The sequence below is a fragment of the Ramlibacter aquaticus genome (assembly GCF_015159745.1).
GTDB classification, from domain to species: Bacteria; Pseudomonadota; Gammaproteobacteria; order Burkholderiales; family Burkholderiaceae_C; genus Ramlibacter; species Ramlibacter aquaticus.
Genome location: NZ_JADDOJ010000012.1, coordinates 49,056 through 62,185, shown reverse-complemented (window position 1 = coordinate 62,185; position 13,130 = coordinate 49,056). Strand labels below are relative to the sequence as shown.

Annotated in this window: 13 protein-coding genes and 1 riboswitch; of the genes, 6 read left to right on the top strand and 7 right to left on the bottom strand. The window is 71.4% G+C overall.

Annotated features, from left to right (window positions below; all coding sequences use genetic code 11):
* Positions 1-56 precede the first annotated feature (56 nt).
* The 3 genes from IM725_RS04885 to IM725_RS04875 all read left to right on the top strand — a co-directional run bounded on the left by IM725_RS04885 (position 57) and on the right by IM725_RS04875 (position 2,803).
* Complete coding sequence (locus IM725_RS04885) at positions 57-998, top strand: M14 family metallopeptidase (protein WP_193779453.1); 942 nt, start codon at positions 57-59, stop codon at positions 996-998.
* A 31-nt stretch (positions 999-1,029) separates the two neighbouring features.
* The gene (locus IM725_RS04880; protein WP_193779452.1) at positions 1,030-1,458 is read left to right on the top strand and encodes a MarR family winged helix-turn-helix transcriptional regulator; all 429 of its coding nucleotides are present in this window, start codon (positions 1,030-1,032) and stop codon (positions 1,456-1,458) included.
* Between the two features lie 67 nt (positions 1,459-1,525).
* Positions 1,526-2,803 (top strand): SMP-30/gluconolactonase/LRE family protein, encoded by a 1,278-nt coding sequence (locus IM725_RS04875; protein WP_193779451.1) that lies wholly within the window; start codon positions 1,526-1,528, stop codon positions 2,801-2,803.
* A 49-nt stretch (positions 2,804-2,852) separates the two neighbouring features.
* On the opposite strand, the gene IM725_RS04870 is transcribed toward IM725_RS04875, so the two are convergent.
* The 3 genes from IM725_RS04870 to IM725_RS04860 all read right to left on the bottom strand — a co-directional run bounded on the left by IM725_RS04870 (position 2,853) and on the right by IM725_RS04860 (position 5,163).
* Positions 2,853-3,224, bottom strand: a complete 372-nt coding sequence (locus IM725_RS04870; RefSeq protein WP_193779450.1) for a cupin domain-containing protein — start codon at positions 3,222-3,224, stop codon at positions 2,853-2,855.
* 303 nt (positions 3,225-3,527) lie between these two features.
* Entirely contained in the window at positions 3,528-3,851 is a 324-nt protein-coding gene (locus IM725_RS04865) for a c-type cytochrome (RefSeq protein WP_227753584.1), read from the bottom strand.
* Positions 3,852-3,879: 28 nt separating this feature from the next.
* The gene (locus tag IM725_RS04860) at positions 3,880-5,163 is read right to left on the bottom strand and encodes a PQQ-dependent sugar dehydrogenase (protein WP_193779449.1); all 1,284 of its coding nucleotides are present in this window, start codon (positions 5,161-5,163) and stop codon (positions 3,880-3,882) included.
* A gap of 303 nt (positions 5,164-5,466) precedes the next feature.
* On the opposite strand from IM725_RS04860, the gene IM725_RS04855 reads away from it, so the two are divergent.
* Positions 5,467-6,180 (top strand): RNA pseudouridine synthase, encoded by a 714-nt coding sequence (locus tag IM725_RS04855; protein WP_193779448.1) that lies wholly within the window; start codon positions 5,467-5,469, stop codon positions 6,178-6,180.
* A 1-nt stretch (position 6,181) separates the two neighbouring features.
* Positions 6,182-6,580, top strand: a complete 399-nt coding sequence (gene arfB, locus IM725_RS04850; RefSeq protein ID WP_193779447.1) for an alternative ribosome rescue aminoacyl-tRNA hydrolase ArfB — start codon at positions 6,182-6,184, stop codon at positions 6,578-6,580.
* A 51-nt stretch (positions 6,581-6,631) separates the two neighbouring features.
* Here the strand turns inward: arfB and IM725_RS04845 are convergent, their stop codons facing one another.
* The 3 genes from IM725_RS04845 to IM725_RS04835 form a co-directional block, all read right to left on the bottom strand.
* On the bottom strand, positions 6,632-7,924 hold the full coding sequence (locus tag IM725_RS04845) for a D-amino acid dehydrogenase (RefSeq protein WP_193779446.1): 1,293 nt from the start codon (positions 7,922-7,924) through the stop codon (positions 6,632-6,634).
* 53 nt (positions 7,925-7,977) lie between these two features.
* Positions 7,978-8,086, bottom strand: a riboswitch (glycine riboswitch).
* A gap of 106 nt (positions 8,087-8,192) precedes the next feature.
* A complete protein-coding gene (locus IM725_RS04840) occupies positions 8,193-9,527 on the bottom strand; it encodes an MFS transporter (RefSeq protein WP_193779445.1) in 1,335 nt (444 codons plus the stop codon).
* Between the two features lie 14 nt (positions 9,528-9,541).
* Complete coding sequence (locus IM725_RS04835; protein ID WP_193779444.1) at positions 9,542-10,765, bottom strand: M20 aminoacylase family protein; 1,224 nt, start codon at positions 10,763-10,765, stop codon at positions 9,542-9,544.
* Between the two features lie 116 nt (positions 10,766-10,881).
* Here IM725_RS04835 and IM725_RS04830 point away from each other — a divergent pair, with 116 nt between their 5' ends.
* Positions 10,882-11,841 carry a LysR family transcriptional regulator gene (locus IM725_RS04830; protein ID WP_193779443.1) on the top strand — a complete coding sequence of 320 codons (960 nt, stop codon included), beginning with the start codon at positions 10,882-10,884 and terminating at the stop codon, positions 11,839-11,841.
* Here IM725_RS04830 and pcaF read toward each other — a convergent pair.
* On the bottom strand, positions 11,822-13,024 hold the full coding sequence (gene pcaF, locus IM725_RS04825; RefSeq protein ID WP_193779442.1) for a 3-oxoadipyl-CoA thiolase: 1,203 nt from the start codon (positions 13,022-13,024) through the stop codon (positions 11,822-11,824). The two genes, IM725_RS04830 and pcaF, sit on opposite strands and share 20 nt — an antisense overlap.
* Between the last annotated feature and the right edge of the window lie 106 nt (positions 13,025-13,130).

The window sequence follows — 13,130 nt, the reverse complement described above, 5'->3', positions numbered from 1 at the left end:
GGGGGATGGCTGGGCTGTCCTGGCGCGGCGGGCGGTGGCGGCGCTATGCTGGCGCGATGACCACCATCACCCTGGACGACGGCTCGCCGCGTACCCTGCCCCGCCATGAGGAAATCGCCGGTTCGAACTGTGGCACGCCCGGCGTCTGGCACTTCGCCGCGCCGCAGCCCGGCCCGCGCATCGTGCTCACGGCCCTGGTCCACGGCAACGAGGTCTGCGGTGCCGAGGCCGCCTGGTGGGCGGTGCAGCAGGCGCCCCGGCCGCGCGCGGGCAGCCTCACGGTCGTCTTCTGCAACCTGGCGGCCTACGAGCGCCTGGACGACGGCACCAAGGGGGACTGCCGCCTGGTCGACGAGGACATGAACCGCGTGTGGGGCCGGGTGGACCCGCAGGCGGGGCCCTCGGACACCACCGAACTGCGGCGGGCGCGCGAGATCCTGCCCCACGTGGCCGAGGCCGACGTCCTGCTGGACCTGCATTCCATGACCGAGGCCGCGCCCGCCCTGGGCCTAGTGGGCCGGGCACCCAAGAACCTGGACTTCGCGCGCCGCCTGGGCTTCCCGGGCCTGCTGGTGCAGGACGCCGGGCATGCCGCGGGCCTGCGACTGATCGACAGGCCGCCCTATGGGGACCCGACGGCCGCGGCCCAGGCGATGCTGGTGGAGTGCGGCGCGCACTTCAGCCCGGCCGCCTTCGAGGCCGCGCATGCGGTGGTGGGGCGCCTGCTGGCCAGCTTCCTCCACGGCGAGAACGCGGTGAGTGAGCCGCAGACGGTCATCGAAGTGACAGAAGCCGTCACGATACGCTCCGATGACTTCGAGTTCACGCAGGATTGGCCCAACATGGGCTGCGTGACCGAGGCCGGGACGCTGGTCGCCCGTGACGGTGGGGTGGAGGTGCGCACCCCCGGCGACAACACCTTCCTCATCATGCCGGCCTCGGCCCGATTCCGGCGTCCCGGTCTGACCGCGGTGCGCTTCGGCCGGCGCGTGGCTTGACAAGCCGGAATAAAGATAGGATGCTACCGATATGTCGCACCCCACCCTGGACCTGCGCCGCGCCTACCTGGCGCTGAGGCGCGCGCTGGAAGAAACCGTGAAGCCCTTCGGCTTCACCGGTGGGCAGTTCGACGTGCTGCAACTGCTGCTGCACGAGGACGCGGTGGAGCACCGGGACCTGCAACGCCGCCTGGCCGTGACCTCGCCCACGCTGACCAACGTGCTGGACGTGCTGGAGCGCAACGGCCATGTCAGCCGGCGGGTCAGCGAGGAGGACGCGCGGGCCCGTTCGATCCGCATGACCGACGCGGCCCGCCAGGTCTGCTACTCCGATGCGTTCTGCGCCGCCGGGGACCGGCTGGTGGAGCGGATGTTCCAGGGCTTCACACCCGAGGAGCGAGAGCAGTTCACCGGGTTCTTGCATCGCATCGAGCGCAACCTCGATGGCGGCGGCCGTTGAGCCCTTTTTTTGTCCTTATCAGTAGCTTCCTATCGAATTTCCATTTCATCCAACCTGAAAGACGACCATGACCTTCATCACCGCCGTTCTTGCCGTCGCCCTGGGCGCGGCGCTGCTGCTGCTCGCCGCCCTGGCGCTGGTTCCCGCCCTGCAGGCGGGGCCCGGTGCGCGGCTGCTGCCCCTGCTGCCGCGACGGCCGTGGCCGCGTCGCGCCTTCGCCGTGCTGTGCCTGCTCGCCGGTGCGGCCGCGCTGGCGGGCGCGGCAGTCCCCTTCGTCACCTTCTTCGCGGCCGTCATCGCCCTGGCGTCCTCCCTGCTCGCGGGTGCGGCGGCCCTGCGCGCCCGCGCGCCGGCCCTGTCTGTTCTGCCGGGGCTGATGGTGCTGGCCAGCCTGGCGGTCGGGGCCGGGCAACCGCTGGGCCTGAAGGTGCTGGCGCTGCCCAAGGCCGACGATCTGCCCTACGCGCCGCTCCAGGCGCGGGTGGTCAAGACCTACGAGGAGGGCACCTGGTTCGAAGGCATCGCGGCCGGGCCGGACGGCACGCTGTACCTGGCGGCCAGCCGCAAGCTGGATTTCGCACGGCCGGATTACTGGCGCCATGCCGAAGGCGAGGTCATTGCGCGCAGCCCCTCGGGCGAAGAGCACAGCGTGCTCAGGACGCCCGAAGGCTCGGCCGCCGGCGTGGTCGCGATCGGCGCCGACGGCACGCTGTACATGACCAGCAACGGCGTGCAGCCGGGCCTGTGGCGGGTGAGGCCGGGGGCGCAGCCCGAGCGGTTCGCGACCCTGCCGCGCGGGGCCTGGCCGAATGGCCTGGACATCGGGCCGGATGGCCAGCTCTACACCCCCGACAGCGCCCTGGGCCTGGTGTGGCGGGTGGACCCGCACACCGGCGCGGCGCACAAGGTGCTGGAGGACGCGCGCCTGCGGGCCCGGCCCTTCATCTCGCTCGCGCCCGGCGCCAACGGCCTGCACTTCCGTGGGCGTGAAATGATCGTCACGGTGTCCGACCGCACCACGGTGCTGGGCTATGCGCTGCTCGACGACGGGCACTTCGACGCGCCGCGCCTGATCGCCAGCGGCATTCCGGGGGACGATTTCGCGGTCGGCCCGGACGGATCGCTCTACATCACCACGCACCCCTACAACACGGTGGTGCGGGTCTCGCCCACGGGCGAGCGCAGCATCGTCGGCGACGCACGCCAGCACATCGTGGGCGCCACCGACGCCGTGTTCGGCCGCGGCCCGGCGGACCGCGACACGCTGTATGTGGTGACCGATGGCGGCGCCTTCACCGGCGGCCCGAGGACCCGCGGCGAGCTGGTGGCCCTGACGGTGCGCTGAGGAGGTGGGCCACGGCCGCCCCACGGGTGGCGTGCCGTGGCCGAGCGTCTTACTTGCGCTCGACGATCAGGATCTGGCACTCCGTCTTGCCGATGTTCTCCAGGCTGTGGGCGGCGATGGGCGGCTGCAGGGCCGCGCTGCCGGCCTTGGCTTCGCCTTCGCCCAGCACCTTGCCGTCCGGGCCGGTCAGGCGCGCAGTGCAATCGCTCAGCCGATAGACGGCGGAGGCGGGGTGCGAGTGCATGTTGTCCTTCTCGCCCGGCTTCCAGGTGGCGAGCTCGATGCGGAACTGGTCGTTTTCGGCCAGCACCTTGTAGACGCCCGGTGACGCCTGGGCCGCGGGGGGTGCGGTCTGGGCGATGGCGGCGGCCTGCGCGCAGGCGGCCGCCAGGCCCACCAGGGCGATGCGGTGGATGTTCATGGGTTCTTCCTCCTCGATGCGCGGCACATGCTGCGGTGCCGCTGACGCAACCCCAAAAGCCGCCCGGCGCGCGGTCGACCCCGGAATTCCTTCGCCGCACCGGCATGGGATGCGAACTGTTACATCATGTTAATTGAACACACATGCATCGTGCAATCGGCCCGGACCCCGGGCACGGCACGGCACGAAACGGAACGGACGCAGGCCTGCAAAAGAAAAGGCCCGCCGCGCCCTGGGGCGACGGCAGGCCATTCAAGGAGCCTGGGGATCTCGCGGGCCCGCGCGGCAGCGCGGCCCGTGGGGTCAGGGCTGTTCGACCTGGACCTTGATGCTGCTGAACCAGCTGCTCAGGTTGTCCACGTCCGCATCGCTCAGCGATTTGGCGATGACGCCCATCACTTCATGCGTGCGCTTGCCGCTGCGGAAGTTGCGCAGCTGCTGCGCGAGGTAGATCTCGTTTTGTCCGGCCAGGTTCGGGGCCTCGGCCATGGTCGCGACGCCGTTGGCGCCGTGGCACAGGTTGCACTGGGCCGCGGCCAGCTTGCGGCCGGCGCCCGCATCGGCGGCCGTGGCGGCCACCGACGCGAACACCAGCGACATGCACAGGACTCGTGCAATACGCGTCATGAACTACGACTGCCTTGATTCAACAGGATCAGGGCTGCTTGTAGGTGATGCGGTAGATGGCGCCGGCGTAGTCGTCGGACACCAGCAGCGAGCCGTCCTTCATCATCGCGACGTCGACCGGGCGGCCGATGTAGGTGCCGGTGTCCTTGCTCAGCCAGCCGTCGGCGAACACTTCCATCTTGCCGGCCTTGCCGTCGGCCTTCACGGGCACGAAGTCGATCAGCGCGCCGCTGGCGGGGGAGCGGTTCCAGGAGCCGTGCGAGGCGACGAAGATGCCGCCGCGGTACTGCGCCGGGAACATCTTGCCGTTGTAGAAGGTCATGCCGAGCTGGGCCTGGTGGGCCGGGAACTCGACCTCGGGGAACACGGCGTCCTTGGGCTCCTTCAGGTCCTTCAGGTCCGGCGCGGCCGCGGTACCGGCGACCTTCACGTGGCCATTCCAGTAGGGGTAGCCGAAGTCCTGGCCGGCCTTGGTGCTGTGGTTGAGCTCACCCGGGGGGATGTCGTTGCCCATGCCGTCGGTCTGGTTGTCGGTCCACCAGAGCGTGCCGTCCTTGGGGTTGAAGTCCTGGCCCACGGAGTTGCGCACGCCCAGGGCGAAGACCTCGCGGCCGGAACCGTCCATGTTCATGCGCACGATGCCGCCGATGCCCAGCTTGCGGAACTCTTCCACCTTGTCGGCCGGGGGCACGTTGAAGGGCTGCCCCAGGGTGATGTAGAGCTTGCCGTCCGGGCCGACGCGGCAGGTGCGCGCGCCGTGGTTGTAGGACTCGTATTCGGTCGGGATCAGCTTGCCGCGCGGCAGGATCTCGCCCACGGCGACGTCCGGGCCCTCATAGAAGAACTCGGCGGCGGGGAAGCTCAGCACGCGGTTGTGCTCGGCCACGACCAGCACGCCGTCGGGCGTGAAGCACACGCCGTTGGGGTTCTTGAAGTCCAGCGAGGGCGCGAAGGCTTTCACCTCGGTGGCGGCGTCGCCGTTGTTGCGGTTGGTGACGGCCCACACGCGGGTCTTGCGGGTGCCCACGAACAGCATGTTGGTGGAAGGCGCGATGGCCATGTGACGGGCGTCCGGCACGACGGCGTACAGGCTGATCTGGAAGCCCGGCGGCAGCTTGACCTGCTTCAGGTTGGCACGGATCGCGTCGGCGTTCTTGCCGCTCTGCTCGACCAGCGGAATGTTCAGGTCGGTGGTGGCCACGCGCATCTGCTTCATGGCTTCCATGCTCTGTTCGGCCGCGATCGCGGACGAGCCCAGGGCCAGGAGCGACAGGGTCGCGATAAAGGTCTGCTTGAGCCGGGTTCTGATCATCTTGGCTATCTCCGTGATGTTGTTGGTTGGGAAGGTGCAGGTCACGCCGAAGCGACGTTGCAAGGACCGCGTCCGACTATGGTCCAGCCGCATGGGGGTGGACCCATCGTGAAAACCCTAGAGCTTGTGAAAATTAATGAACGCCAGCGTGAAACGAGAATCAAGGTGTGTTTCGCTGTAGCACGGCGTCACATTTGAAGGCGCCTGCAGGCCCGCGCGGCACCGCGCAAGCGGCGCGCGACAATCAGCCCATGCACCCACGTCCCGCCGCCCTTGCCCGGAACCCTTACTCCGCCGCCCGCCATGTCTGACGAGCCCCTGCGGCTGTCCAAGCGCGTGGCCGCGCTGGTCCCGTGTTCGCGGCGCGAGGCCGAGCAGTACATCGCCGGCGGCTGGGTGCGCGTGGCCGGCCAGGTCGTGCGCGAACCGCAGTTCCGCGTCGGCGACGAGGTGGTGCAGGTCGACCCGGCGGCCCGGCTGGGCCGGCCCATGCCCGCCACCTTCCTGGTGCACCAGCCGCCCGGGCTGGGCCTGGCGGCGCTGCATGCGCTGCTGGTGCCCGCGGCCCAGTGGCAGGCCGACCCGGCGCGCGTGCCGCGATCGCGCGCCCAGGACGCGGGGCTGGAGGCCCTGCTGCCGCTGCCGGCCGCCGCCGAGGGCCTGGCCGTGTTCAGCCAGGACCCGCGCATCGTCCGCAAGCTGCAGGAGGAGGCGCACCTGGTCGAGCAGGAGCTGGTGGCGCACGTGGCGGGCACCCTGGCCCCCGGTGGGCTGGAGCGCCTGGGCCGTGGCCTCAGCATCGACGGCAAGCCCCTGCCGACCGCGCGCGTGAGCTGGCAGAGCGACCAGCGGCTGCGCATCGCGGCCAAGGGCCTGCCGCTGGACCGCATGGCGTGGATGTGCGAGCAGGTGGGGCTGCAGTTGCTCTCGCTCAAGCGCATCCGCATCGGTCGCCTGCCCATGGCCGGGCTGCCCCGCGGCCAGTGGCGCTACCTCGCGCCCGACGAGCGCTTCTGAGATGGCCGGCCGCGTGCGCGAGGAAGAGCTCGAATTCACGGCCGTGCGTTCGCAGGGGCCGGGCGGCCAGAACGTCAACAAGGTAGCGACCGCGGTGCAGCTGCGCTTCGACATCCGCGCCTCCTCGCTGCCGCAGGCCCTGAAGGACGCGCTGCTGGCCTTGCCCGGCCGCCGCGTGAACAAGGACGGGGTGCTGGTGCTGAAGGCACAGTCGGCACGCACGCAGGAGCAGAACCGCGCGCAGGCCCTGGAACGCCTGGAGGCCATCGTCGAGGAGGCCGCGCAGGTGCCCAAGCCGCGCCGGCCGACGAAGCCGACCTACGGCTCGCGCCAGCGGCGGCTGGAGGGCAAGGCCATCCGCTCGCAGATCAAGTCGGCGCGGCGCGGCGGCTTCGAGTAGCCGCCCCGCCGCGCGCCCCTGCGGGCCTGCGCTGCTGTGCGGGCCCGCCGCTCAACCTTGCGGCAGCAGCACGCCGCGCGACCGCGGCTGGGCGCCCTGGAAGGCGAAGTCCACCTCCGGCGCGAGGCCGCTCACGATGCGCGCGATGCTCTTGCCGGAACCGCAGGCATGGGTCCAGCCCAGGGTGCCATGGCCGGTGTTGAGGAACAGGTTGGCGACGCGCGTGGCGCCGATCAGCGGCAGGTTGCTGGGCGTGGCCGGGCGCAGGCCGGTCCAGAACTGCGAGCGCGTGCTGTCGCCGGCGCCAGGGAAGAGCTGCTCCACGCGCCGCACGATGGCCTCGCAGCGCACGTGGTTCAGGTCGCGGTCCCAGCCGTTCAGCTCGGCCGTGCCGGCGATGCGCAGCCGGTCGCCCAGGCGCGAGAACACCAGCTTGTACTCGTCGTCCGTCAGCGACACCTGGTGCGCCCGCGCAGCGTCCTTGACCGGCATCGTGACCGAGTAGCCCTTGGCCGGGTAGATGGGCAGGCGGATGCCCAGCGGCTGCACCAGCATGGGCGAGAAGCTGCCCATGGCCATGACGAAGGCGTCGCCGCGCAGGCGCAGGAAGCGGCCGTCCGCGTCGGTGGCTTCCACGTGCTCCAGCCGCCCGCCCTGCTCGCGCAGCGCGGTGACGGTGTGGCTCATGAGGAACTGCACGCCGTCCTCGCGGCAGCGCTGTGCCAGCTCGCGCACGAACATCTGCGCATCGCCGGATTCGTCGGCGGCAGTCCAGGTGGCGCCGGCCAGCTGCGGCCGGATGTGCGCGAGCGCGGGCTCCAGCCGCACTGCTTCGTCGGCCGAGATGACCTGCCGCTCGCAGCCCAGGGCGCGCATCTGCGCGGCCGGCGCCTCGGCGCTGTCGAACTCCTTCTGGCTGGTATAGAAGTGCAGGATGCCCTGGGCGCGCTGGTCGTACTGCAGGCCGCGCGCGGCACGCAGCTCCTGCAGCATGCTGCGGCTGTAGGTGCCCAGGCGCACGATCTGCTCGATGTTGTGGCGGGTGCGGGCCGGCGTGCACTCGCGCAGGAAGGCCAGGCCCCAGAGCCACTGGCGCATGTCTGCGCGCATGCGGAACAGCAGGGGCGCATCCTCCCGGCCCAGCCACCGGAGCACCTTGAGCGGCGCGCTGGGGTTGGCCCAGGGCTCGGCATGGCTGACCGAGATCTGGCCGCCGTTGGCGAAGCTGGTTTCCGCCGCCGGGCTGGCCTGCCGGTCGACCACGGTCACGTCGTGGCCGAGCTGGCGAAGGTAATACGCAGAAGTGACGCCGAGCAGGCCGGCGCCGAGGACCACCACTTTCATGGGAAGACTCCAGGGAAGGTGTTTGCCGCGTGCGTTCACATGCGCACGCGGTTGCCGCTCCCCCTGTCCTTGGTACCTGAGAGATTCAGCACGCCGTGTCTGCGGCGGCCTTGCTCCTTCGGTGCGTCACGCCGGGCGTGACGTCTCTCCAGACGGCGATGGTGATGTGCAGTACGGGCCCTGAGCGTTCATGGGAGTTTGCGCCTTCGGGGGCCGGGCACGCGGCCCGGCACTCTCCTGCTGATCGAGAAAATCGTGGGGCGGGCGCTCAGTCCTCCAGCGCCTGGTCGCGGGTCTCGGGCACGGCCAGCATGGCGATCGCGGTCACCACGCTGGCGGCGGCCACGTACCAGGCCGGCGAGGCGGGGTTGCCCGTCGCGCCCATGAGCCAGGTCACCACGAACTGGGTGCTGCCACCGAAGATGGAGACGCCGATCGCATAGGCGATGGACATGCCGGTGGCGCGTATGCCGCGCGGCAGCAGTTCCGGGATCGCGACGATGGACGCCGTGCCGCTGATGGCCGTGAGCGCGGCCAGGAAGGCCGAGACCGCGATCAGCGTGGTGGCACCGGGCTGCGCCACCAGCAGCATGAAGGCCGGCACCGTCAGCACGGCGGCGGCGACGCGCGGCCACAGCATGGTGCCGCGGCGGCCCCAGCGGTCCGCCATCCAGCCGCCCAGCACCGAGAACACCAGCGTGGACAGGCCCACGGCGACGGTCGCGCCCATGGCCAGCGCGGGCGACAACTTCAGCGCCGTGATGGCGAAGGTGGTCATGTAGGTGCCGAGGTAGGTCGACACGGTGCCGCCGATGACCAGCAGCACCGCCAGGCCGATCACGCCGCGGCGGCGCTTGAGGCCGACGATGCCGCTGTTGGCGGCGACGCGCGGCGCTTCGTGCAGGGTCTCCGGCATGCTGTTGCGCAGGACCATGGCCACGGGCACCAGCAGCAGGCCGACGGCGAAGGGCACGCGCCAGCCCCAGGCCTGCATCTCGGCCGGCGTGAGCGACAGCGTGAGGGCCAGGCCCACCAGGCCGGCGACCAGGCTGGCCGCGCCCTGGCTGGCGAGCTGCCAGCTGGCGTAGAACCCGCGCCGGCCCTGCGGTGCGGCCTCGATGAGGAAGGCGGTGGAGGGCCCCACCTCGCCGCCCAGGGCCAGCCCCTGGACGAGCCGGCAGGCGACCACGATCAGGGGCGCCGCGAGGCCGATGGATTCGTAGGAGGGCGTGAGCGCCAGGCCCAGCGTGCCGATGGTGATGAGCGCGATGGTGAGCAGCAGGGCGGGGCGCCGGCCGGCCCGGTCGGCGAAGGCGCCTATGAGCACGCCGCCCACCGGCCGGGCAAAGAAGCCGACTCCGAACACCGCGACCGAAAGCAGCAGGCTGCCCATGGGCGTGGAGGCCGGAAAAAAGGTCCTGCCGATGTAGACGGCGAAGAAGGCGTAGGTGACGAAGTCGTAGAACTCCAGCGCATTGCCGGCCACGGTGGCCGCGACCACGCGTGCGGGCACGCGCGCGGCGCCGCTGGCGGGCCGGGCCGCGGCGGCGCCACGGCGGGCTTCGGGGGCGTGCGCAGGGCTCGCCAGGGTGTTTGCAGTCATGGGCTTGTCTCCGGTCATCGTTCGTTCGGGTGGCCCGCGGACAGGAAGCGTTCTGCCAGCAGCACCCAGTAGGCACCCCCGACCGCGACGTTGTCGTCGTTGAAGTCGTAGCCGGGGTTGTGCACCATGCAGGCACCGGCGGCATGGCCGTCGCTGCCGTCCCCATTGCCGATCAGCAGGTAGCTGCCCGGCACGCGTTCCAGCATGAACGCAAAGTCCTCGCTGCCGGTCAGGGCCGGGCCCTGCAGGGTCACGCGCTCCGGGCCCAGCAGTTCCAGCGCGACGCCGCGCGCGAAATCGGTCTCGGCCCGCGTGTTCACCAGCACGCTGTAGCCTCGGCGCCAGTCGACCTGCGCCCGCACGCCGAAGCTCTCGGCCTGGGCGGCCGCCAGGGCCTTGATGCGCTGCTCCAGCAGGGCGCGTACCTCGCGGTCCAGGGCGCGCACCGACAGTTCCAGCTTCGCGCTGGCCGGGATCACGTTGTTGGCGCGGCCGGCGTTGAAGGCACCCACGGTGACGACGGCCGCCTGCTGCGGATCCACGTTGCGTGAGACCACGGTCTGCAGCGCCATCACGATCGCGCAGGCCGCGACGACGGGGTCGGCCGCGCGGTGCGGCATCGCGCCGTGCCCGCCCGTGCCCTCGACGGTGATCGTCACGTAGTCGGAGGAGGCCATCATCGGCCCCTCGCGCAGCACCAGGTGGCCCTGCGGATGGCCGGGCATGTTGTGCATCGCAAACACGGCGTCGCAGGGGAAGCGATCGAACAGGCCGTCCTCCATCATGCGCACGGCCCCGCCGCCGCCCTCTTCGGCGGGCTGGAAGATCAGGTGCAGGGTGCCGTCGATGCGGCCCCGCAGGGCCAGGTGCTCGGCAGCGGCCAGCAGCATGGCGGTGTGGCCGTCGTGGCCGCAGGCGTGCATCACGCCGGCATGGGTGCTGCTCCAGGCGGCGCCGCTCGCCTCGTCGATCGGCAGCGCGTCCATGTCGGCGCGCAGGCCCAGGCGCCGCGTTCCCGTCCCGCGGCGCAGCGTGCCCACCACGCCGGTGCCGCCGAGGCCGGTGGCGACCTCGTAGCCCCAGGCGGCGAGTTGGCGGGCGACCACGTCCGCGGTGCGGTGCTCCGCGAAGGCGAGTTCGGGATGGCGGTGCAGGTCGCGGCGCAGGGCCACGAAGGGCGCGGCCTGGGCCTTCAGGGCCTGCAGCAGGTCATCGCGGGTGTCGGCATCGGCTTGCATCTCGTCGCCCCTTCAGCGGCTGGAATGCATGCAATTTATTGCCGCTACACCTGTGCGTCCAATGCATTGTTTTCAGGATTATGATGACTTGAACTCATACACGCGGGTGAACCCTGATGACCCTGGTCCAGCTACGCCACCTCATCGCCCTGGCCGAACACCGCACCCTGGCGGCGGCCGCGGTGGCGGTGCACCTCACCCAGCCCGCGCTCTCGCGCAGCATCAAGAGCCTGGAGGACGAGCTCGGCCAGCCCCTGCTGGACCGGGTGGGACGGCGCCTGGAGTTCACGCCACTGGGCCACGAGGTGCTGGCCCATGCGCGGCAGATGGTGGCCGACGCCGATGACCTGTCGCTGCGCTGCCGCGCCCTGGCCGAGGGCCGCAGCGGCGCCCTGCGCGTCGGCCTGGGCTCGGGGCCCGGGGCACTGCTCATGGACGCGCTGCTGGAGCAGGTGGCGACCCGCCACGCCGGCTGGCAGCTGGAGGTGGCGCGCGGCGGCACCGCGCAGCTGGTCGAGCGGCTGCGGGCGCGCGCCCTGGACGCGCTGGTGGTGGACGTGCGCTCCCTGGTGCCCGCGCCCGACCTGCAGGTCGAGGGGGTGAGCGAATTGGCTGCCGGCTTCCTGGTGCGGCCCGGCCACCCCCTGGCCGGCGCCCGTGCGGTCGGCTTCGAGGCGGTGCGGGCCTATCCCATCGCCAGCACGCCGCTGTCGGACGAAGTGGCCCGTCGCCTGGTGCAGCGCTACGGCCCGCAGGCGCATCCCGGCACCTGCGTCACCCTGCGCTGCGAGGAGATCGCCAGCCTGGTGCGCGCCGTGGAGCGCAGCGATGCGGTGCTGCTGGCGGTGAAGGCCGTGGCGCCGCAGCTGGTGGCGTTGCGCATGGCGCCCACGCTGGACGCCACCGCGCGCTTCGGCCTGGTGACCCTGGCGCGCCGCACGCCGCCGGCCACGCTGGCGCTCTTGCGCGAACTTGTCGATGCGCGCCTGCGCGATGCGGGCGGCACGCCGGCGGGAGAGAAGAGGCGGGCCGCCCCCGGGCGGCCCGCGGCCGGCCTCAGACCCGCTCGAGGATGACGGCGATGCCCTGGCCCACGCCGATGCACATGGTGCACAGCGCGTAGCGGCCGCCAGTCCTGTGCAGCTGGTTCACCGCGGTGGTGGCCAGCCGCGCGCCCGAGGCGCCCAGCGGGTGGCCCAGGGCGATCGCGCCGCCGTTGGGGTTCACGCGGACGTCGTCGTCGGCCAGGCCCAGCATGCGCAGCACGGCCAGGCCCTGGGCCGCGAAGGCCTCGTTCAGCTCGATCACGTCGATCTGGTCCAGGGTGAGGCCGGTCAGGGCCAGCACCTTCTGCGTGGCCGGCGCCGGGCCTATGCCCATCACGCGCGGCGGCACGCCGGCGGTGGCCATGCCGACGACGCGGGCGCGCGGGGTGAGGCCGTGCTTCGCGGCGCTGGCTTCGTCGGCCAGCAGCAGCGCGCAGGCGCCGTCGTTCACGCCGCTGGCGTTGCCGGCGGTCACCGTGCCGTCCGGCCGCACCACGCCCTTGAGCTTGGCGAGCGCTTCCAGGCTGGTCTCGCGCGGGTGCTCATCCTTGCCGACGACGACCGCCTCGCCCTTCTTCTGCGGAATGGTGACGGGCACGATCTCGGCGTCGAAGAAGCCGGCCTTCTGGGCCGCCACCGCCTTCATCTGCGAGGCCAGGGCCATGCGGTCCTGGGCTTCGCGCTCGATCTTGTAGTCGGTCGCGACGTTTTCGGCGGTCTCGGGCATGGAATCCACGCCGTACTTCTCCTTCATCAGCTTGTTGACGAAGCGCCAGCCGATGGTGGTGTCGTACACCGCGTTCGCGCGGCTGAAGGCGGTCTCGGCCTTGGGCATCACGAAGGGCGCGCGGCTCATGCTCTCCACGCCGCCGGCGATCATGAGCGAGGCCTCGCCGGCCTTGATCGCGCGCGCGGCGGTGCCGATCGCGTCCAGGCCGGAGCCGCACAGGCGGTTCACGGTGGCGCCCGGCACGTCGATGGGCAGCCCGGCCAGCAGGCTGGCCATGTGGGCCACGTTGCGGTTGTCCTCGCCGGCCTGGTTGGCGCAGCCGAAGATCACGTCGGTCACGGCCTGCCAGTCGACGCCGGCGTTGCGCTGCATCAGCGCCCGCAGCGGGATGGCGCCCAGGTCATCGGTGCGCACGGACGAGAGCGCGCCGCCGTAGCGGCCGAAGGGGGTGCGAACGGCGTCGCAGATGAATGCGTGTTTCATGGGTGTCTTCCTCGGGTTCCGGATTTGAACAGGCGGGCGGCTTCCAGGTCCAGCACCTCGGTGTCAGCCGGGCGGCAGCGCCGGGGCATGGCCCTGCGGCTCAGGT